Annotated in this window: 27 protein-coding genes and 1 tRNA gene; 27 read left to right on the forward strand and 1 reads right to left on the reverse strand. The window is 34.7% G+C overall.

Annotation, left to right across the window (positions count from 1 at the left end):
- Positions 1-283 precede the first annotated feature (283 nt).
- Together IGJ04_RS12540 and IGJ04_RS12545 are read left to right on the forward strand one after the other, a co-directional pair.
- The gene (locus IGJ04_RS12540; RefSeq protein WP_002364337.1) at positions 284-700 is read left to right on the forward strand and encodes an ArpU family phage packaging/lysis transcriptional regulator; all 417 of its coding nucleotides are present in this window, start codon (positions 284-286) and stop codon (positions 698-700) included.
- A 1002-nt stretch (positions 701-1702) separates the two neighbouring features.
- A complete protein-coding gene (locus IGJ04_RS12545) occupies positions 1703-1888 on the forward strand; it encodes a hypothetical protein (RefSeq protein WP_438840260.1) in 186 nt (61 codons plus the stop codon).
- A 19-nt stretch (positions 1889-1907) separates the two neighbouring features.
- On the opposite strand, the gene IGJ04_RS12550 is transcribed toward IGJ04_RS12545, so the two are convergent.
- On the reverse strand, positions 1908-2120 hold the full coding sequence (locus tag IGJ04_RS12550) for a hypothetical protein (RefSeq protein WP_192411245.1): 213 nt from the start codon (positions 2118-2120) through the stop codon (positions 1908-1910).
- A gap of 244 nt (positions 2121-2364) precedes the next feature.
- Here IGJ04_RS12550 and IGJ04_RS12555 point away from each other — a divergent pair.
- The 25 genes from IGJ04_RS12555 (at position 2365) to IGJ04_RS12675 (ending at position 20371) form a co-directional block, all read left to right on the forward strand.
- Positions 2365-2435: transfer RNA gene (locus IGJ04_RS12555), tRNA-Arg, on the forward strand.
- Positions 2436-2821: 386 nt separating this feature from the next.
- Entirely contained in the window at positions 2822-3052 is a 231-nt protein-coding gene (locus IGJ04_RS12560) for a hypothetical protein (protein ID WP_438840261.1), read from the forward strand.
- A 320-nt stretch (positions 3053-3372) separates the two neighbouring features.
- Positions 3373-3699 carry a hypothetical protein gene (locus IGJ04_RS12565; protein WP_010708334.1) on the forward strand — a complete coding sequence of 109 codons (327 nt, stop codon included), beginning with the start codon at positions 3373-3375 and terminating at the stop codon, positions 3697-3699.
- Positions 3700-3889: 190 nt separating this feature from the next.
- Entirely contained in the window at positions 3890-4249 is a 360-nt protein-coding gene (locus IGJ04_RS12570) for a P27 family phage terminase small subunit (protein WP_010708335.1), read from the forward strand.
- A gap of 4 nt (positions 4250-4253) precedes the next feature.
- Positions 4254-6041 (forward strand): terminase large subunit, encoded by a 1788-nt coding sequence (locus IGJ04_RS12575; RefSeq protein WP_438840262.1) that lies wholly within the window; start codon positions 4254-4256, stop codon positions 6039-6041.
- A gap of 10 nt (positions 6042-6051) precedes the next feature.
- A complete protein-coding gene (locus IGJ04_RS12580; protein WP_016632552.1) occupies positions 6052-7272 on the forward strand; it encodes a phage portal protein in 1221 nt (406 codons plus the stop codon).
- Entirely contained in the window at positions 7269-7850 is a 582-nt protein-coding gene (locus tag IGJ04_RS12585) for an HK97 family phage prohead protease (protein ID WP_010708338.1), read from the forward strand. The genes IGJ04_RS12580 and IGJ04_RS12585 overlap by 4 nt, the downstream gene beginning before the upstream one ends.
- Before the next feature lie 2 nt (positions 7851-7852).
- Positions 7853-9121 carry a phage major capsid protein gene (locus tag IGJ04_RS12590; RefSeq protein WP_202579500.1) on the forward strand — a complete coding sequence of 423 codons (1269 nt, stop codon included), beginning with the start codon at positions 7853-7855 and terminating at the stop codon, positions 9119-9121.
- Positions 9122-9123: 2 nt separating this feature from the next.
- On the forward strand, positions 9124-9267 hold the full coding sequence (locus tag IGJ04_RS12595; protein ID WP_010708340.1) for a HeH/LEM domain-containing protein: 144 nt from the start codon (positions 9124-9126) through the stop codon (positions 9265-9267).
- 26 nt (positions 9268-9293) lie between these two features.
- Positions 9294-9569 carry a phage head-tail connector protein gene (locus IGJ04_RS12600; protein WP_202579501.1) on the forward strand — a complete coding sequence of 92 codons (276 nt, stop codon included), beginning with the start codon at positions 9294-9296 and terminating at the stop codon, positions 9567-9569.
- Positions 9562-9882 carry a phage head closure protein gene (locus IGJ04_RS12605; RefSeq protein ID WP_010708342.1) on the forward strand — a complete coding sequence of 107 codons (321 nt, stop codon included), beginning with the start codon at positions 9562-9564 and terminating at the stop codon, positions 9880-9882. Before IGJ04_RS12600 ends, IGJ04_RS12605 begins: the two co-directional genes overlap by 8 nt.
- A complete protein-coding gene (locus tag IGJ04_RS12610; RefSeq protein ID WP_438840263.1) occupies positions 9875-10255 on the forward strand; it encodes an HK97 gp10 family phage protein in 381 nt (126 codons plus the stop codon). Before IGJ04_RS12605 ends, IGJ04_RS12610 begins: the two co-directional genes overlap by 8 nt.
- Positions 10256-10257: 2 nt before the next feature.
- The gene (locus tag IGJ04_RS12615; RefSeq protein ID WP_010815465.1) at positions 10258-10575 is read left to right on the forward strand and encodes a hypothetical protein; all 318 of its coding nucleotides are present in this window, start codon (positions 10258-10260) and stop codon (positions 10573-10575) included.
- Between the two features lie 16 nt (positions 10576-10591).
- A complete protein-coding gene (locus IGJ04_RS12620; protein ID WP_016632556.1) occupies positions 10592-11191 on the forward strand; it encodes a major tail protein in 600 nt (199 codons plus the stop codon).
- A 2-nt stretch (positions 11192-11193) separates the two neighbouring features.
- Positions 11194-11556: a hypothetical protein gene (locus tag IGJ04_RS12625; protein WP_010708346.1), complete on the forward strand. Its 363-nt coding sequence runs from the start codon at positions 11194-11196 to the stop codon at positions 11554-11556.
- Positions 11557-11564: 8 nt separating this feature from the next.
- Positions 11565-11768, forward strand: coding sequence for a hypothetical protein (locus IGJ04_RS12630; protein ID WP_010708347.1), 204 nt, complete (start codon positions 11565-11567; stop codon positions 11766-11768).
- A gap of 15 nt (positions 11769-11783) precedes the next feature.
- Complete coding sequence (locus tag IGJ04_RS12635; protein ID WP_438840264.1) at positions 11784-14306, forward strand: phage tail tape measure protein; 2523 nt, start codon at positions 11784-11786, stop codon at positions 14304-14306.
- A 4-nt stretch (positions 14307-14310) separates the two neighbouring features.
- Positions 14311-15060 (forward strand): phage tail protein, encoded by a 750-nt coding sequence (locus tag IGJ04_RS12640; RefSeq protein ID WP_438840265.1) that lies wholly within the window; start codon positions 14311-14313, stop codon positions 15058-15060.
- Entirely contained in the window at positions 15057-17771 is a 2715-nt protein-coding gene (locus tag IGJ04_RS12645; RefSeq protein ID WP_438840358.1) for a phage tail spike protein, read from the forward strand. The genes IGJ04_RS12640 and IGJ04_RS12645 overlap by 4 nt, the downstream gene beginning before the upstream one ends.
- Positions 17772-17785: 14 nt before the next feature.
- A complete protein-coding gene (locus tag IGJ04_RS12650) occupies positions 17786-18661 on the forward strand; it encodes a phage baseplate upper protein (protein WP_438840266.1) in 876 nt (291 codons plus the stop codon).
- Positions 18654-18971 (forward strand): hypothetical protein, encoded by a 318-nt coding sequence (locus IGJ04_RS12655; protein ID WP_438840267.1) that lies wholly within the window; start codon positions 18654-18656, stop codon positions 18969-18971. The genes IGJ04_RS12650 and IGJ04_RS12655 overlap by 8 nt, the downstream gene beginning before the upstream one ends.
- Positions 18964-19281, forward strand: a complete 318-nt coding sequence (locus tag IGJ04_RS12660) for a hypothetical protein (RefSeq protein WP_085443288.1) — start codon at positions 18964-18966, stop codon at positions 19279-19281. The genes IGJ04_RS12655 and IGJ04_RS12660 overlap by 8 nt, the downstream gene beginning before the upstream one ends.
- Positions 19281-19844: a hypothetical protein gene (locus IGJ04_RS12665; protein WP_240214352.1), complete on the forward strand. Its 564-nt coding sequence runs from the start codon at positions 19281-19283 to the stop codon at positions 19842-19844. The genes IGJ04_RS12660 and IGJ04_RS12665 overlap by 1 nt, the downstream gene beginning before the upstream one ends.
- A 15-nt stretch (positions 19845-19859) precedes the next feature.
- Complete coding sequence (locus IGJ04_RS12670) at positions 19860-20234, forward strand: hypothetical protein (protein WP_002406263.1); 375 nt, start codon at positions 19860-19862, stop codon at positions 20232-20234.
- On the forward strand, positions 20234-20371 hold the full coding sequence (locus IGJ04_RS12675) for an XkdX family protein (RefSeq protein ID WP_267547946.1): 138 nt from the start codon (positions 20234-20236) through the stop codon (positions 20369-20371). The genes IGJ04_RS12670 and IGJ04_RS12675 overlap by 1 nt, the downstream gene beginning before the upstream one ends.
- Positions 20372-20390 lie beyond the last annotated feature (19 nt).

The raw sequence follows: 20390 nt of genomic DNA on the forward strand, positions 1-20390 counted from the left end.
TAAGAAGAATATTTTACCAGAAAAGTGGTAGCTTGTGATATGTGAGGTTACTTTGCCCCAAACATTGGTCACAATAAAAATATTTTATCATAAATAGAAAAACTCAACTAGTTTTTTCTAGTCGAGTTTTCTAGATGACACCACTCAAGATGAATTGAGTTGTTCATATTATATCATGATGAAATATGAAATTTCAATAAGAGTAAATAAAAAAAGCCGGATTGCTCCGACTGTGAGTAATGTTTTCGACATAGTTATTATACCACAAAAGGAGCGATTTCACTTGATTAAATTGCTAAAAGAAGTAGATTTTCGACAAACAAAAGCGAATGCCAGAAATGTGTTGAAGAATTTTAGACGTTTAGAGCGAATAGCTGGTCGCTCTTTGATAGATTTAAAATCACCAATTATTACAGATATGCCTAAAAGCCAAAGTCACGGAAACAAAGCAGAAGATGCACTGGTACAATTAGCAGATGCAGAAGCAGAAAGAGACGCAATTTTATCTGCGCTTATGGCATTGAGCCTAACTAGCAGACAAATTTTGCATTATAGTTTCTGTGTACAGGACCATTACTCTAATTACAAGATAGCTAGGGAAGTTGGATATTCCGAAAGAAGTATTCAACGAATGAAATCAGAGGCTTTAATTGAATTTGCCGAAGCGTATAGGAATGGAAAAATAATTGCATATAAATAAAATTTTTGGCGGTTTTTTGGCGGAAAGTTGGCGGTTTTTATCAATATTTAGATGTTATTATGGTAGTGTCGAAAGATAAGGAGACGAGGTAAGGCATGCATTACCTATCTTAGCTCCGTTTCGCTTATCTTTTGAGGCTACCTATAAAAAAATAAAGATAAGGATGTGGAAAGTCCAGTTCTTTCTGTCTCGTTTAGTCATAGGTAGCAAATATTGCAATAAACTTGGCATGAAGCTTACACGTAGACGTACGCCGAAAGCACTTGTCAAGATAGCGCTATGTAAGTTGCAATGATCACTCACAAATCATACGTTCTCAAACTAAAGAAATTGGGTGTAATTCCTCTCTCTTTTTTCTACAGGTTTGTGAGTGATTACTATTAAAAATTGAAAAATCAATAGATTTAAACCTAGTGAAGAGCATTTGAACAATGTGCTAGGGTAGTATGGGATAAGTCGATAACTAAAATGAATTGGGATACTGATTGATTTTAGTGGTGGATTTTACAGCAATGTAAAAAGGACTAATAGTAAAAGCTATTAATCGCAAAGTACTACGTGGAATTTGTGCAGGTGTAAGGTACGAAACTTTCGGGCGTGACAATAGACGCTCCAGTGGAGAATAATCTAAGTTAGGTGGAAGTGTGAGAAGCTTGGCAGACCTTAGAAACCTCAAACCAAGCGCTTTGCAGAGAAACTGAGAAATCAGTGTTTAACGAAAGAAGTCGGTACGAGTAGCTTAATGCAGCAATTTATTTACAGATGACAAATAATAAAAATGGGACTCTTATGTAAATGCTGAATGTTCAAGTGAAAGTTATTAGCCAGTAGAGCTAGATCATACAGAAAAAGCAAAGAGAAGCTATTGGGTAGCGCCCGATAGTTCAGCCTCTTTGGGTATGTGACTGAATAACACTGTAAACAAAGGAAGCAGGAAGAAAAGCCTAAATCTGTTGATTTTTGAGTTTTTAATTATCGCTGCAATAGAAAGGAGTAAACATAATGTTAAAACAAAATTATGATGGATTTAGTAAAGAAGAATTAATCAAACTTATCGAACAGCAGCATTTGGAATTGGTCCAAAAAGAAGCTGTATGCAGGGAATATAAAAAGCATCTCGAAGAAGTAATTGAGCATCACTCAGTGGAAAAATATCAATCGATTGTTCAAAAAATAGAGAAGCAGTAGAAACTGCTACTCAGGTAATTTAGCCTTTGTGGCATGTAGAACAACAATAAAAACAACCATCAAAATTTTTGGATGGATGCTCGTTGCTTGCTCTTGCAATAGCATCTTTACAATTGTCTTCAACACCAATATAAGTTCTGTTTAAAACATCTGGAAGAAATGAACAATCTGCCGTATGAACTTCATGGCGATTGTGTTCGTCAACATTATCGTTAAAATAATAAAGTGGCATATGTATCACCTCCTTGAGTATATTATACCAAATGTGTATTGGTTCACAATATGAAAAATTATCGCTGTGGCGGAATAGGTAGACGCTCGTACGTGAGATTAGACATTGGAACAACGTATAAGTTCATATGTAGGGCTTTGGCCCATCGGGTAAATCTAATCATGCAAGGTGCAAATCCTTGCCAGCGATATTGAGTTTGTGGTAGGCAATCTCAAAAATGGCATAGTATAAAAATCCTTTCGGTTGGCGTGTAGCATCTGGGATGCAACGAGCATATAGCGAGATAAGAGGCAGGTTCGATTCCTGTCACGCCAATAGGTAGCTTTGCTACTTAAATAAAAGAATCGTCAATAGATGTTTCTGCTGCATTCACGTGAGGCACTAGCTTAAAAGTGCCTCTTTTTGTTTGGAGGTATTGTTATGTTTAAGTTATTTGAAATCATTAAGCAAGAAGATGCAAAAAAACTAAATCGTTTGAAAAAAGAATTAAAGCAGACTACTCAACGTAAATGAGTGGTCTTTTTTAGTACATAAAAAAGCCACTAGACTATGGGTTCTAGTGGCTAGGTAGCATTCGTGCACAATTTGTTAGCTATGAGTGTGAACATCTACATTTGGTTTAAAGGAGTTGCTACCTATAGATAGTATAGCAAGAAGTGATTTATTGAATCAAGTACATAAAAACAATTAGGAGAGAGAACATGAAAAGCTATTGGTATGTATCGCTAACACATAAATATCCACAGCCGAACCGTTCAACTGATTCAGTACGTGTTGTTATGTCTGTGCAGATAAAAAAGAATGCATCTATTGTCGAAATGACGAGAGAAGCCACGCCAAAGGAAATTGACGCGTGCAAGCTAGTCTATTGTGGTTATGGTAGTTGGGGTGATAAGCATATACAAGAGAATATAGAGAAGTATGTGAGGTAAATAATATAAGGGAAGGGGAGGGGAACAGATTGAAAAGCAAAACCTTACGTGATTATGTTGAAGATGGCAGATATACAATAGTTGCTTCTTCTTGTAGTACTGCAAAAGAAATACAACGGCTGTATCCTAAAGCAATTGTTACACATGGTAGAGCTGATGGGATAGGAGGGAAAAAAATATTAATAGATACATCTGTATCTAAACAACCAACTGTATTAGGTGCTTTGCCACAATTTAAAACAGAAGATATAGCAATTGAAACTTTTACGTATGATTTCATTCATAACATTATTGATACAGAAATAAGCGAATCAAAAGAGATAGACAATGAACACTTCTATAGAAATAAAAAGTGGATAAAGAAAAAGAATAGAATCCTGAGACAATATCAATATGAATGTCAAGAAAGTAAAAGATATGGTTTAAGTGTAAAAGCTGAAATGGTCCATCACATCTACCCAAGAAAAGAATATCCTGAACTAGCATATGTTGATTGGAATCTATTACCTTTAACGCATCAAAGGCATAATACTTTTCACGATAGAGAAAACAACAAAATTATCGGAGAAGGGTTGTATTGGCAAAGAAAACGAAGGAAAGAATTTGAAAAATGGAAAAGTGAACGCTTGAAGCCCCCCTCCTTTTGAAAAATGAAAAAGAGCTTAGGGAAAACGGTTATGGGAACTTTTTCCAATAGCGAGATGATTTTGAAAAAATTTTTTCCTGAATAAAAAATGTTTAAATATCAACGCTTAGCGTTATTTTTAGTCGTCAAAACCGTGCAGAAAAAAGCCTTTTTTTTCGCAGTAATATATCTTAGTTTGAGGAGGTGACAACTTGGCTAAAAAAATTCCAAAACGAGAAAGCATTAAAAAACGTACAATCAAGTATATGAAAGAATTAGGAACGTATAAGCCACAATACAATCAAATTATTGAGGTTTATGCAGATATGGTTTATCAATATAACTATTTAAGCCGTGAATTTGAAGAACAAGGGTATGAAATTATTTTGGAAACAGAAAAAAGTGGTGGGAAGAAGTCACCTATTTTAGCAAGTTTAGAAAACCTCAGAAAAGATATAGGTACGTATTCAGATCGGTTGATGTTAAACGCTAGAACCTATCAAGCTGAAGTAGAAGTGCCGAAAAAAGAAAAATCAGCTTTTGCTAAACTTTTAGAGCAACAAAAGATGTGATTTGATGGATTTATCGAAAATTACATCTAAGCATTTTGAAACAGCTTTAAATTATGCACGGGCAATTGTTGATTGTAAAATATTAGCAAATTTAGATAGAAGGCTAGCCTGCGAAAGGTTTTTGAAAGACTTAACACGAACAGATATTGATTTTAGGCAAGAACAATTTGATTTTGTCATTAATTTAATTGAAGGAACGATTCATCACGTCCAAGGAGAAGATAGAAATGGTATAAGTTATAAAGGACAACCATTATTGTTAACAGACTGGCAAAAATTTGTCTGTGTGAATCTATTTGGTTTTTTTGAAAAAGATTCAGATATTCGGCGGTTTAAAGAAGCGCTTATTTTTTTGCCTCGAAAACAAGGGAAAACAGCATTTAGTGCGGCGCTAACTGAAGCAAAGAGTATTTTAGATAGACGTTCTGGTTCAAAAGCTTATATTGTCGCAAATTCAGTTAAACAAACACTAGAGTGTTTTAATTTTTTAGTGGATAATGTGAACGAATTGAAAGAGGATGTCGAGAAATTACGAATACGTGATAACAATCAAGAACATTCGATTTCAATTAATTTTGGAGATGGGACAAGTGACATCTATGCAATTGCTAACCAAGAAGATAAATTGGACTCTTTAAACTGTAATTGTTTGGTATTAGATGAATTGCATTCTTGGAAAAGAGCAGGAGCTAAAAAGTACACGTTGATGAAAAATGCGATGAAAGCTTATCGTAATAAATTATTGATAGGTATTTCAACGGCAGGCGATATTCCTGATGGATTTTTAGCCAATCGTTTAAAAACTTTACAGAAGGTATTGAATGGGTCAATTACTGATTCTGCGTATGACTCTTATTTCATTTTTATTTGCAAAGCAGATCAAGATGAAGAAGGGAATATTTTAAATAGTAAAGGAGAAATTACCACAATTGATGATCCTGAAGTTTTAGAAATGTGTACACCGTCCATTAATGTCACAGTTACTTTAGAAGAGTTATTGGATGATGCTTCACAAGCAATGAATGAACCACAATTAAAAACAGAGTTTTTAAATAAAACGCTGAATGTCTTTACGAATGCAATGGATGCCTATTTCGATATTAATGAGTTTAGAAGTTCGGATATGCAATACGATTGGACATTAGATGATTTAGCAAGATTACCTATTGTTTGGTACGGCGGTGCGGACTTATCAAAACTACATGATTTAACGGCAGGTGCTTTATACAGCTCATATAAAGGAATAGATATTTGTATTACGCATGCCTTTTTCCCGAAATTAGCAGCAGTAAAGAAAGCAGAAGAAGATGGTATTCCTTTATTTGGTTGGAAAGAAGATGGTTGGTTAACGATGAGTAACACGCCTACCGTTTTACATGATGATATTGTTAATTGGTTTATTTCTATGAAACAAAAAGGCTTCAAAATTAAACTTGTTGGTTTTGATAAAAAGTTTGGTCGAGAGTTCTTTTTTAAAATGAAAAAAGCAGGATTTAAAATTAAAGATCAACCACAATACTTTTATAAGAAATCAGAAGGCTTCCGTCATATCGAGGTGAAAGTCAAAAATAAACAGTTCTATTACTTACATTCCGATGCCTACGAATATTGTGTTCAGAATGTGCGAGCGATTGAAAAAACTGATGATATGATTCAGTACGATAAACTAGATGGTGATGGTGGGGTACAACGTATCGATTTATTCGATGCGAGTGTATTTAGCTGTTGCCAGATGTTGGAAGATATGGATTATGGAAATGTCGGAACAGAGTGGTTAAATCGTAAATATTAAATAGTAAAGGATGATTATTGTGGCAAAAAAGAGAAAAAAAGCAAATAAAATACGTTCAGAACCAAAAATTCCCCAACCATCAGGCTCAAGTGATCCTACGGTTGGTTTTTTTATGTCTGATATTTCTCGAGAAATATTAGTACCAGGCTATACAAGACTTTCAGATAATCCAGAAGTAAAAACTGCTTGTCAAAAAATAGCCGATTTGGTATCGGGAATGACCATTCATTTAATGGAAAATTCAAAAAATGGCGATGTTCGTGTGAAAAATGAACTATCTAGAAAAATTGATATTGAACCTTATTCATATATGACTAGAAAAAATTGGGTCTATAACATTGTTTATTCTATGTTATTGCCTGGCGATGGAAATGCTATTGTCTTTCCCGAAATGAAAGATGGTTTTATTCATGAATTAAGACCCTTGAAACCATCTAAAGTTAGCTTTATTGAACTTGAAGATGGCTATTCTGTGAAATATGGTTCAACGACTTATTCACCAGATGAAGTCTTACATTTTGCAATTAATCCTGATCCAGAACAACCATGGAAAGGAACGGGTTATCGAATCCCTTTAAGGGATATTACCTATAATTTACGACAAGCAAATGCAACAAAAAAATCATTTATGAGTGGGCAATATATGCCGAATGTTATTGTGAAAGTAGATGCAATGAATGAAAATCTTGCAAGTGAAGCAGGAAGAAATCAAATTAAAGAAAAATATTTAGGAGAATCTAGACCAGGTGAACCTTGGGTTATTCCAGCAGAACTATTAGATGTCCAACAAGTAAAGCCATTATCTTTAAAAGATATTGCGATTAATGAATCAGTGGAAATAGACAAAAAAACAGTAGCAGCTTTATTAGATGTTCCAGCATTTATTTTGGGCGTTGGTTCATTTGATAAAGATGAGTATAACAATTTTGTTCGTACAAGAATTAAAGCTATTGCAGATATTTTTCAACAGACGTTAACGAAGGGCTTGCTTGAAAATCCGAATTGGTATTTTAAATGCAATTCTAAGAGTTTATTGGCTTATGACACGAAAGAATTAGCGGAAATTGGGATGAATTTGTATATTCGAGGAATCTATACAGGGAATGATGTCTTGAATATGATAGGAGATTCACCTAAGCCTGGTTTAGATGAGCTAATTATTTTAGAAAACTTTATTCCTCAAGGAATGATTGGAGAACAAAGTAAACTTAAGGGAGGCGACTCTGATTGACTGTAAAAGAAAATCAAACACGTTCTATGGCAACGACTTTTTCTACCAGAGAAGAAACTTCAGGGGAAAAAATCATTGAAGGTTATTTCGCTGTTTTTAATCAAGAAACGGAACTTTGGCCAGGTGCTTTTGAAGAAATTTCACCAGAAGCATTTAACGGCTCTTTGAGCAATGATATACGAGCGTTGACCAATCATGAAACCACTTTGGTTTTAGGTAGAAATAAATCAGGAACATTAAAGTTAAGCGTTGATTCTAGAGGTTTGTGGGGACAAATTACTATTAATGAAAATGATTCAGATGCCCTAAATCTCTATGAACGTGTGAAACGAGGAGATGTTGATCAATGCTCGTTTGGCTTTAATATTCTGAATGAAGAAACAGATTGGAGAGAAGATGGCACGGTTAAATGGCTATTGAAAGAAATCGATCTCCATGAGGTTTCAGTCGTAACGTTTCCTGCATATGAAGATACAGGTGTACAAGCTAGACATACACAATTAGAACAATACCGTGAAAAACAAACAAAGCAATGGCGTAAAAAATTATTGAGCCAATTAAAAAATAGGGGGAATTAATCATGGCATTAAAACAAATTATGCTACAAAGAAAAATTACCAGTAAAACAGAATTACTTCGATCATTAGAAGAAAAAGATGCTGAATTTAAAACACGAGAAAAGAATTTAGAGGCTGCAATTGAAGAAGCAGAAACGGAAGAAGAACAACAAGCGGTTGAAAATGAAGTGAATAAATTCAACGAAGAAAAAGAGCCTCATGATCAACAAAAAAAAGAATTAGAGGAAGAAATTCGTTCCTTACAAGAAGAATTAGACGGATTAAATGAAAAGAAACCAACAGGTAAAGGAGAAGAAAGAAAAATGGGAGATAAAAAAGAAACTCGAAACAAAAATCTTATGGATTATCATGAACGTTCAGATGTAAAAGAATTTTATGATGAATTACGTGAAAGATTACAAATGCGTGCAAACGGTCAAGTATTGCCTGATGGACCAAGCGGCGCAGAATTGATTATTCCAGATATTATTGTTAATCGTATTCGTGAGCGCATTGGTGATTTTACCACTCTTTATCCATTAGTAGATAAAGTGATTGCCAAAGGACGTGTGAAATTAATTTTAGATGTAGATACTAGCGAAGCTACTTGGTTAGAAATGCGAGGCGCATTACCAGAAGAGGATGATTCTAAATTAACAGCAGTTGAATTTGATGGATTCAAAATTGGTCGAATTGTCTATATTGATAATTCTCTGTTAGAGGATTCTGTTATTAATTTAGATGATTATTTAACGAAACGAATTGCACGCTCTATCGCAAAAGGATTAGATAAAGCAATTGTTACAGGAACAGGGAAAGATGATAAACAACCAGATGGTATTCTTCCTAAAATTCCTGGTAAAAATAAAGTAACGAAAAAACCAACGTATGAAGAATTGATTCCAGTATTGGGCTTAATTGATACAGGGGAAGATGCCACAGGAGAAATCGTTGCAGTAATGCATCGACAAACTTATTATAATCGAATTGCAACGTTAACATTACATGTAAATTCTAATGGGGTAGATGTTGTTCAATTACCAAACTTGGCTGAACCTAATTTCTTAGGATTAAAAGTAGTTTTCAATAATTACTTACCACAAGATAAAATTTTGTTTGGTGTATTTGATAAATATACTTTAGTAGAACGTGAATCTGTTCGAGTTGATATGTCAGGTCACTATAAATTCAGAGAGGATCAAACGGCTGTTCGAGGATTAGGACGTTATGACGGTAAACCAGTTCTTCCAGAAGCGTTTGTAGAAGTAACATTAGATCCAGCGGGGGAGTAACAATGCCAGAGTCAAGACTGGCAGAAACTTCATTAAGTAAACTGACTATTCCTGAATTAAAAACTATTCTTGACGAAAAAGGCATCGAGTATAAAAACAATGTTAGCAAAAAAGAGTTACTAAAATTATTAGAGGGAACAGAATAGTTCCCTCTTTTTATTAGGTGATAAATATGAGTGATCAAACACTAGAGTTATTAAAAGTAAATTTAGGAATTATGTCAAAAAATCGTGATACTTATTTATCAACGATTATTGAAAGTGTCGTCAACGAATTGCAAACAGAACAAGGAGTATCCATTGATTTAGATAATGAACTTCATGTGATGTTTATTGTGGATTATTCTGCTTGGCGTTATCGCTCCAGAGGAGAAGGTATTCTTCCTAGAAATTTACAATTTCGTTTGCATAATCTAGTACTTTCTGAAAAGGAGAATAAAAATGGATAGAACATGGGATTTAGATATTGTTCTTCTAGAAAATGATGGCTTTACAAGTGATGATATAGGCAATCAGATACCAAAGTATAAGCGTACTCCTGTCATGGCTTGTAAAGAAAACGTCAGTAGAGGAGAATTTTATCAAGCTGGCCAAAATGGAATAGAAAATATTCATTTATTTATTATTCATCCTTATGAATATTCTGGAGAAAACTATCTTGAATTTGAAGAGAAAAAATACAAAATTATTCGCACGTACCAAAAGAGTTACGAAGAACTTGAAGTGGTTTGTCGTTTGAGCTTAGGTGATGCTAATGGCTAAGGCAATCCATATTAGTGAACTTTCTAAAGAAATCAGTAAGATGGTTCGAGAATACACGGAAGAAGTTGAAATCAACGTAGGAGAAGCTACTGAAATAGTAGCGAAAGAAACGCTTCAAGAATTGAAGCAAAATAGTCCAAAACGTTCAGGAAAATATGCACGGAATTGGCGAAAGAAAAAACAAGGGCCAACAAAACAAGTAATTTATCAAAATGATCCAACCTATCGTTTGACTCATTTATTAGAAAATGGGCATGCATTAAAGAGGGGTGGTCGAAAAGTCGGCCAGGTAGTCGCTAAACCGCATATAGAAGCTGCGGAAGAAAAGGCTATCGCTTCTTTAGAAAAAGAATTGGTTAGGAGATTGACGTAACAATGACTTTAAAAGAATTGAAACAGTTATTAGACAAAATGGAATTACCAATTTCATATCGTGAATGGCAACCTGGGCAAGTTCCAGAGTTGCCCTATTTACTTTATTACGAAAATACAAGTACTAATTTTTTTGCAGACAATGCAGTCTATTGTAAAAAAACAGAGATTGTCATTGAACTATATACGAACACGAAAAATATTCGTGAAGAAAATAAATTAGAGGAATTGCTGAACACAGCAAAAATTCCATTTGATACTTACGAAACGTATCTAGCATCTGAACAGATGTATTTAAAAGCATATGAAATTACAATTTAATAAGAGGTGAAGAAAAATGGCACAAAAAGAAAGAGTAGGAAGTCCTGAAAAAAATCGTGTAGAGTTTGGCTTAGAAAACGTATATTATGCAAAAGCAATGTTAAATCCAGAAACAGGGGAAATTACTTATGGTACACCTGTTCGTTTTCCTGGGGCGGTTGAATTGTCTATTGAGCCTTCAGGAGATTTAATCAAATTTAAAGCAGATAATGTAGATTACTATACTTCTCCAAACAATCAAGGATATGACGGAACATATACATGCGCTAGAATCCCTGAAGATTTTGCAGTGGAAATTTTAGGAGAAAAAGTAGATGATGCGGATAAAGTTCAAACAGAGTATGCAAATGCTGAAACCTCTCCTTTTGCGTTAATGTTCCAATTTGAAGGAGATAAAACAGCAACTCGCCATGTGTTATATTATTGCACTGCAAATAGACCAACTATTGGCTCTACAACAAAAGATTCTGGCGATCCAAACACTTCTGAGCTAACGTTTAGTGCTGGCCCACGTCCTTCAGATAAAGCAGTAAAAACCAAAACACGTCCCGATACTCCATCAGGTGTTTACGATAAATGGTTTACAAAAGTTTATGAAAAAGGAGCAGCTGCTTAATCATGGAAAAAACTATTGAAATTGGCACGACTAAAATCAGGTTGGCTTCTAATGCAGCTACTCCTTTACGGTATAAAATGCAGTTTGGGAGCGATTTTTTTGCTGATTTATTAACTTTGGCAAAAGCATTAGACAATCAAAATGAGGATGGGGAGTTTGAGTTAACGAATATCTCATATGATGATTTAAAACGAGTTGAATTAACTTTGTTGTATAATTTTGTATGGACATTCGCCAAAGCAGCAGATTCAAGTATTCCAGATCCAATTACTTGGTTAGAAAGTTTAGATTCTTTACCTTTGTCAGATTTTGCCAATGAACTTCAAGAATTAATTTCACATAGTATTCAATCAAAAAAAAAGTAAATGATGAAATGGCTTCTAGTGATGAAGTACTCACCACGGAGTCATTTCTTTTTATTTGTAAACAAGTAGGATTATCTAACGAGGAAATGCAATTAATGGAAATAGGAGCATGTTTAGATTTTGTTCAAGAATGGATAGATAATCATCAGGAAAAATCAGAACCAAAAATTAAAACAAGAAAAGCAACTCAGGCAGATTTTGATGCATTTTAGAAAGGAGGAGAATTTATGGCGAAGAAAAAAATCTCGGGTATTACAATTGCGCTTGATGCGGATACAAAAGGCGTTACAAGTGGTTTGAAAAGTATTGTTGATCAATCGGTAAATGTATCAAAGGAATTAAAAGATGTCGAGCGACTTTTAAAGTTAAATCCAAATAATGTAGAACTATTATCGCAAAAACAAGAATTGCTTTCTCGACAAATAGAATTAACCACGAATAAGCTAGATGCTTTGAAAGGTGCTCAAGCAGATGTTGAACGGCAATTTAAATCTGGAGAAATTGGTGAAGAGCAGTATCGGAAGTTTAAACGAGAAATCGAGGCAACTGAAGGTGCTTTAAACGGGTATAAAGGCCAATTATCAAGTATGAAAGTGGAACAAGAAAAACTAGCTCAAAATACGCAACGCTTATCTACATTTTTTGAAGCTACAGGAACGGATATAAATGATTTTTCGGATGTTTTAGGTACTCGCTTAGTAGCCGCAATTAAAGAAGGAAAAGCCAATTCTTCTCAACTAGAGAATGCATTAAATAAAATCGGTAGGGCTGCATTAGGTCAAACTGCAGATATTAATAAAATGAAACAAACGTTAGATTCCATTGATGATGGGAACTCTGTACAAAAAATTTCTTCTGATTTGAACGGTTTAAAAAGTGATGCAAATAAAGCAGATGATGCTTTAGATAAAATTGGTGATACTTTAGAAGAAATCGATGACAAAATAGGTAAAGGAAATTTGTTAGATGCAGGAGAAGCTTTAAGCGGTATGTCTGATAAAGCCAAAGATATGGCTGGAAAAACAATTGAAGCTTTTACAGAAGTAGAAGATGCTCAAAAGAAATTAAACGCTTCTATGGGAGTAGCAGGCACGGCATCTGCTAAAAAATATGAACAAGCATTAACAGATGTTTTTCGTAGTGGTTTATTTGAGGATATGTCAGAAGCGGCAGATGCCGTTGCTTTAGTGTCTAAAAATCTTGGAGATATGAGCGATCAAGATTTAAGTCAGTTAGTTCAAGATGCCAAAGTGTTAGAAAATACTTTTGAAGTAGATTTAAAAGAAACAATTCGTGGTGTTGCAGCAATGCAAGAAAACTATGGAATTACTGGAAAGCATGCCTTAGACATGATTACAGTAGCACTTCAAAGAAATGGAAGTACATGGGCAGATGAAGTTGGCGATAATATGGCAGAGTATTCTCAATTATGGGCTCAAATGGGCTTCACTGCTTCTGAAACTTTCCAAATTTTAGAAAATGGTACTCGAAATGGAGCATACAACTTAGATAAAGTAAATGATGTTGTTAAGGAAATAGGAATTTCTTTAACAGATGGGAGAATTGAAGAAAATATTGATTCATTCTCTCAAAAATCAAAAGAATTGTTTGAATCATTTAAAAATGGTGGAGCTTCTCAAGCAGAAGTTATCCAGTCACTTCTTACTGATTTAGGTGAGATGGAGAATAAAACTGAGGCATTATCTTTAGCTTCCACTGTCTGGAGTGCTCTAGGAGAAGATAATAGTCTAAAAGTATTAACTTCTCTAATGAGTGTTAAAGGTGGTTATGAGGATGTTCAAGGAGCAGCAGATAAATTAAATGAAGATACGACAACGACTAGTCAAAAAATGCAAGGTGCATGGAATGATTTAAAGCTAGCATTAGTACCAATAGGAGAAGAGTTAGCTCTTGCATTGCAACCATTATTATTAGGATTAACAGAAATTCTTAAAAGCTTTCAAAATTTACCAGGGCCAGTTAAAACTTTTATAGCGGCTTTTTTAGGTGTAGGAACAATAGTAGGAATTTTAGCTGGAGTTGCAGGTGCATTAACTGCTTTAGTAGGAATATTAGGCGGACCAGTCACTTTAGCACTTATTGCTGTAACAGGAATTATTGCAGGAGTAATTGCTGTGATAAAAAATTGGGGTTCAATAACAGAATGGTTCTCAAAACAATGGGATAGGCTACAGAAATGGTGGACTGAATTTTGGGCACGTTTTTCAGATCCTGCTGATTCGGCATTTAAAATCTTATCTTCTTCAGTTAAGACAGTTACTAGCTTTTTATTTGGTTCTTTCGAGGACAAAGTAAATGCTGTAAAAAATATTTTTAAATCTTTAAGATTAAAATTTCCAAAAATTGAACTACCACCAATGCCTCATTTTGATTTGAAATGGAATTCGAAAAAGATATTTGGTAAAAATATTTCTTATCCATCAGGTATTGATGTGAAATGGTTTGCTGATGGAGGGATTTTAACTAAGCCAACAATCTTTGGCGCTTCTGGAAATAAGTTGTTAGGTGGCGGTGAAGCTGGAAAAGAAGCTGTCGCACCGTTAGATAAGTTAATGGGCTATATCCAAACAGCGGTAGATAAAAGTTTATCTAAACAACAAGCAAGTGATGAAATTCATTTACATTTAACAGCTTACGGGAATTTACCAAAAGAGACATTGGATCAAATTGCAGAATATTTGACCTATAAATTTGTTGATTTAAAAAATAAAGAAGTATTTGGTGGGTGATAATATGTTAGATGGTTGGTTTAAATTAGGAAATCATTGGAGCAAAGAGTTTAATGCATTTATTACTGAAAGACCAAAAAAGAAAAAAGCAAAAAGAGTGTTTACTCTTGAAGAAGTTTCAGGATTAAATAAACTAGCTGTCAATGATGGTGGTTACTATACCAATGTAGAACAAACCTTGGAGTGTTTTTATTTATCACCTACTATGAATCGTATTCAGCATTATGAAGATTTAATCACTGAAGCACTAGATACCAAAGGCGAGTATGTAGATTTTGTAGCTTATTGGGACCCTAGTTATATTTACCAAGCAATTGTAATAAATGAACCTAATTTTGAAGGGACTTCTCAGACATTAAGAGGAGTTCCTTTTTCGTTTGATCTGAGTATTGCTCCATTTAAGAAAAATGTTTTCGGTATGCATCCAATTTATCTTGATAAGCAAGGTTCTATTTTTAATCCAGAACGTTATATTTCTTATCCTAAGATTAAAATATATGGCTCTGGCAATATAACTATTTCAATTAACGGAAGAGAAACAAAATTTTCTAACGTTACATCAGATATTATTATTGATTCTGATCCTGATGTGATGGAAACATACCGAGAAGTAGATGGAATCTTAGTAAATGAACATAAAAAGTTATTGAACAATCAAATGTATCCTTATTTAGATGCAGGAGAAAACCATATTACTTGGAGTAGTAATGTAAAAAAGATTAGTTTAGAACCGAGGTGGCAAACAAAGATATGAAGCCTATTTTATATAGTCCAACAGATACCGATTTTGAAGCGGGAGGAATTGGCGTTCTTGTTGATTGTAAAAAGTGTTTGGTGACAGAAGAAGGAAATGGAGCTTATACTGCTGAATTAGCTTTTCCAATTAATGCTAAGTATTCGGAGCAATTAGAAGATCATAATTATCAAATAAAATGTAAGCCTAACGCAGAAGATGATTACCATATTTTTTATATCTATAATCATTACAAAGATATGGCTACAGGGGTTTTATATGTTTATGCAAAATCTCGAACAATGAAGTTAGGAAATCGTGCGGTTAAAAATTTAACGTTTGAACGGGCCACTTGTGAAGAAGCAATGGAATATTTAGCAAAGGCAATGGATCAACAAAGTGATATTCAATTATTTAGTGATATTACTCGTGTTGGCTCTGCAAGTATTGAAGTGACAAATCCTTTGCAGTGTATAAAAGGGACAGAGGGGTCTTTGAATCAAATTTATGGCGGGGAAATGAAACATGAGCCATTTAAACTTTCTCTATTGAATAGACGAGGAAAAGACCATGTTACAACGTTTAGATATAGAAAAAATTTATCAGGATTAAAAGTAGATATTAATTTTGATGGGTTATTAACAAGAGTTTTTCCATATGCAGATGTTCAGAATAATGAAGGGCAAACCGAAAGAATATACGGGAATAAAGTTGATTCTCCTTATATTAACAATTATGATGGAGAGATTTATTCAGAATATGTGCAATTTACAGAAGAACAAGGAGTTACGAATCAAACTAGTTTAAACAACGTTGCAAAAAAATATTTTTCTTCACTAAACCCTAATTGTGATAAACCTAAAGTATCCATTGAATTAAATATAAGAAAAATGGAAGATTCAGCTTTAGCAAAACGATTTAAATCGTTTCGAACAATTGGTTTATTTGATACGTTTAATGTTTTTCATGAAAGATATAATATCAAAATCACTGCACAAGTAACAAAAATTGTTTATGATTCTTTAGCTGAAAGAGTAGAATCCTTAGAAGCAGGAGATACAAAATATACGTTTTTTGAGAAACAAAAGCAAGAAATTGCTGAAACATTAAAAGGTTACACAGGTAAACAATATGCAAGTAATTTTATTGATGTTGTGACAAATATTATTTCAGGAAATGATGGTGGTCACGTGATTTGGTGGCCAAAAAACAGACCTACAGATTTATTTTTCTGTGATAATGCTAAATTAGAAAAAGCAAAATTAGTACTAAGAATTAATAAAAGTGGTATAGGTTTTTCTTCTAAAGGCTGGAAAGGTCCATTTTCTACAGCATGGACTTTAGACGGTAAGTTTAATGCGAATTTTATTAAAACAGGAATTATCGATGCAAATGTATTTCAGAACTCTTTTAACAAAACAGGCGATGTATTGAGATTAGTCAATGGTTTGTTAGAAATCAGAAATAATAGTAAAAAAATTATGCAGTTAACAAAAAAAGGCATGGAGTTTTGGGATGGGGCTAATCACGTTGGTTCAATGGGAACAAAAGGAAACCCTTTTCCTGAATTAAACGATGTTAACGGAAATCCAGTAGTTACAGATGGCAAATCGTTATTGCTTGTAGGAGATAGTCCTAAAAATATTATCGGTTTATCTAATCAAACAAGTACTGGTTTGTTAATAGCGGGAACGAATCAATGGCATCTGGCCAATCATATTTATTTTATCGGTAAAGATGGCAAATCAACTTTATACGTGGATGAAATTCGTGCTAAGAAAATATATTCAAATGGTCAGGAACTTATCCCTGGTGGTGGTACTGGCGGAGGAGGAGGAGGAGTTCCTCCAGAATTAACCACCGAAAAAGAGAAAAACGCATGGGCGGTTTGGCAGTTCTTAAAATCGAAAGGCTACAGCGAACAAGCAGCCGCCGGTATTTTAGGGAATATGGAACAAGAATCAGGTATTATGCCAGACATTGACGAAGGTGGTGGCGGTCCTGGCTATGGTTTAGTTCAGTGGACATCACCTGTAGCTGGTGAAAGTGGTCGTGCATATGTTCAACGTTTATTAGCACAAGCTGGTATTAGTGGTGACTATCGAAACATTAATACGCAACTTCAATTACTGGACTGGCATATGCACAACGGTCAGTATATTCCTACTTCTGCTTATCCATATTCCGTTGCACAATTTAAAGCATTAACAGATATAGGAACAGCTACGATGGCGTTTGAAGCCAACTTTGAGCGACCAGCAGTTACACATCCAGAGCGGATTGATATGGCGATTTACTGGTATAACAAATTGCATGGGTTGCAACCAAGCAATCCAACGTGGATGAATCCTGTACGATCTAGCTATACGATTACGCAAGAGTGGGATCAAATTGGCTGGGGAACGAACGTTATTCATGGAGGAATTGATATTGCTTCAGTTCCTGCTGGAAGTACGCCCCCAGTTTATGTAGCACGTAATGGCACAGTAGAAACCGTTACTTATGACGGAACAGGTGGAAATTATGTAGTGATTAAGCACGATGATGGCTACTGGACCTATTACGGTCACTTAAATTCTGTTGATTTAGCTATAGGCGATAAAGTAACGACCAATTCACGCGTTGGAATAATGGGTTCCACTGGGCTTGCTAAAGGTATTCATCTTCATTTTGAAGTGTGGAAAGGCGCACAATGGCAACGAATCAATCCACGTGATGTAATTAATTTTTAGAAAGGAGCGCACAAATGGTTAAATGGCAAGCAACGCTAAGTACAACCGAACCATACAACTATGTCGGTATTATTAATGTACGTCAAGGGAATAAGAACACAGAAGTCTTAGAAGTAAATATTGTAGAAAATGCTTTGCCGTTAGACTTAAGTCTCTGCAAAGTTTTTTTAGAGTCAATTATTAATAATAAATTCCCGATTCAACGAGCAGCAAAAATCATAGATGCCAAAAACGGGATTATTCAGTATACCTTTGATGAATATTCTATGCAGTCGTTACACAGACAAGAAGCTTATTTTAGTATTTATAAAGGCGACGATTTAATCGGCACAACGCAGAATTTTTCTTATTTTGTAATAAATGCTGCTTCTAAAACAGAGGGCGAAATGGGTTCTTATTGGCAATCTATTGAAGATTTAATCGCAGACATGACCGCTTTTATCAACGAAAATAAAGGCGATTTTACTGATTGGATGAATGTCAGAAAAGAAGAGTTTGAAGCATGGCGAGATGCGCAAAAAACAGATTTCACTTCATGGTTCGAATCAATCAAAGATATTTTAAAAACTGTTGATCCAGGCGGAACAATGTTAGCAGAACTAATGGATGCACGTGTAGACATTCAAGGAGTGCGCCATAATTCAATTTCTGACCGCTTATTGGCAGATATGGAATATTTATATCATCGGTTAGAGGAACGGCTATACACCATCAAATACGGTAATATAAACACGCTAGAAATTTTAGAGGATAATTCATTTTCTAAGAATCATGAAGTTGAAGTGGTAGGAACAGTCGATTACCCAATTGGAGAAGGGGCGTTGATTATAGCGACAGTTGATGATCCGAAACAAAATGTTTTTACGATTGAAGGTGTAGACAATGGTTGATGCTAAGAGAATGATGGAAACTGATGAAAATGGTATTAAACGTCAGTTTTTTCCTATTACACATGTTTCAGCTATCCTTGGTTTATCAGAGATAATGAACGGACAGGCAAATGTTTTATCTGTCAATGGAAAAACTGGAGCAGTGATCATCACACGTGCAGACTTAGATTTGCCAAGCGATGGAATTATGATATCACAACAAGAATATGACAAAATGTTAAAAATCATAGCCGATTATGATGCTGGGGAACTCGGTGGTTCTTCTGTGGAGTTTGAAAAAGTAAAAGGAGATGAAGAATTAAATGCCTGATTTATATGTAGTAAAAAAAGACGGTGTAGCTATTGATGTACAAACTAGTACAACTGGTGTTGTAGGTCTAAACGAATTTGTAGATGCAAAACTTGGTGATGCAGGTGCAGGAACAGTATCCTCGGTGAATGGCAAAGTAGGAGAAGTTGTATTGAATGCTGCTGACGTAAAAGCGTTGCCTGATACGACTATCATTCCAACACTTCCCGGCAATGCTACTGCTGAAAAAGCTGGTTTAATGTCAAAAACGGATAAAGCGAAACTGGACGCATTACCAGTTTTTACATTTGAAAAGGTAGGTGAAGCATAATGGCAGATATTGTTCAGTTAAAAGAAAACGGTGTCGTTAAGTACATGAAAACACACGCAGATGCCATTGATGGCGTTGAAGGAAAATTAGTGAAAGCTGTAGGTAATGAGACGGTGTTAGGTACTAAAAATTTTCAAGATGGCGTTCAAATAGGAGGAAAGATAGTCACTGCTGATAGAATTTGGCGGACTGCTTATGAAAATTGGGGCGAGGGATTTTATTGTGCTGCTTCTGAAAATCGTGATCTAGGTGAATTTTCTAAAATCAGTCAAGTTATTCTATTGATCGGTCGCTATACTGGCGCAGGAAACGATGAACGGTACGCCTATTCTGAACATAGTTTTAATTTCCCCCAAACTCGTTTAGGTACTTTCTTTTACCAACCGTTAATTTCTTATGATGGTGGTTCAGCAGCATCTTCTATTCCTGAAGTAGCTCTAAAGAAAATTAAATTTGCAAATGTTAGTGGTCGTTTAAGATTACAAGGAGACGACTATAATTCAACAAATAGTCGTTCAAAAGGATATACCGTTAAAGCAGTTTACGTTTTAGAAAAAGCATAATTGGAGATGACATAGATGAAAACAATTTATAAAGTTTTATATCCAGTAGGGTTTGAAGCCCAAGAAGTTAACGACACATATTCGGTAGTTTTACCATTTGTTGATGAACAACCGCTAGAAGGATTAGCCAATGAGCAGTCACAATTTTTTAACTTTGAAGAAAGTAAGTGGGAAGAAGCTGTAACACAAGATTATTCCAAAAAATTGAGTTTGTTGGAAAATCTATCTGCTAGTTTACAAGTAGATAATTCGGCTTTAAAACAAGCAAACGAAGAACTTGCTGCTAAAGCAGAGTTACTAGCACAAATCAATTCTAAAACAATGCTTACTTCACTTCAAAATACAAAAGAAATTGACGCTATTAAAGAACAAATCGGAGGTGCAGAATAATGTATTCATACGATGACATTAAGCTAATGTTTGACTGGGGGCTGTTTACTCCTGAACAGGTCGCAGAATTTGTACCACTTTGTATAACAGAAGATGAATTTACAAAAATGACAGGAAAACCGTTTAGCAAAGGCTAAGCGGTTTTTATTATTGGAA

Source organism: Enterococcus sp. AZ050, from assembly GCF_051715085.1.
GTDB classification, from domain to species: domain Bacteria; phylum Bacillota; class Bacilli; order Lactobacillales; family Enterococcaceae; genus Enterococcus; species Enterococcus faecalis.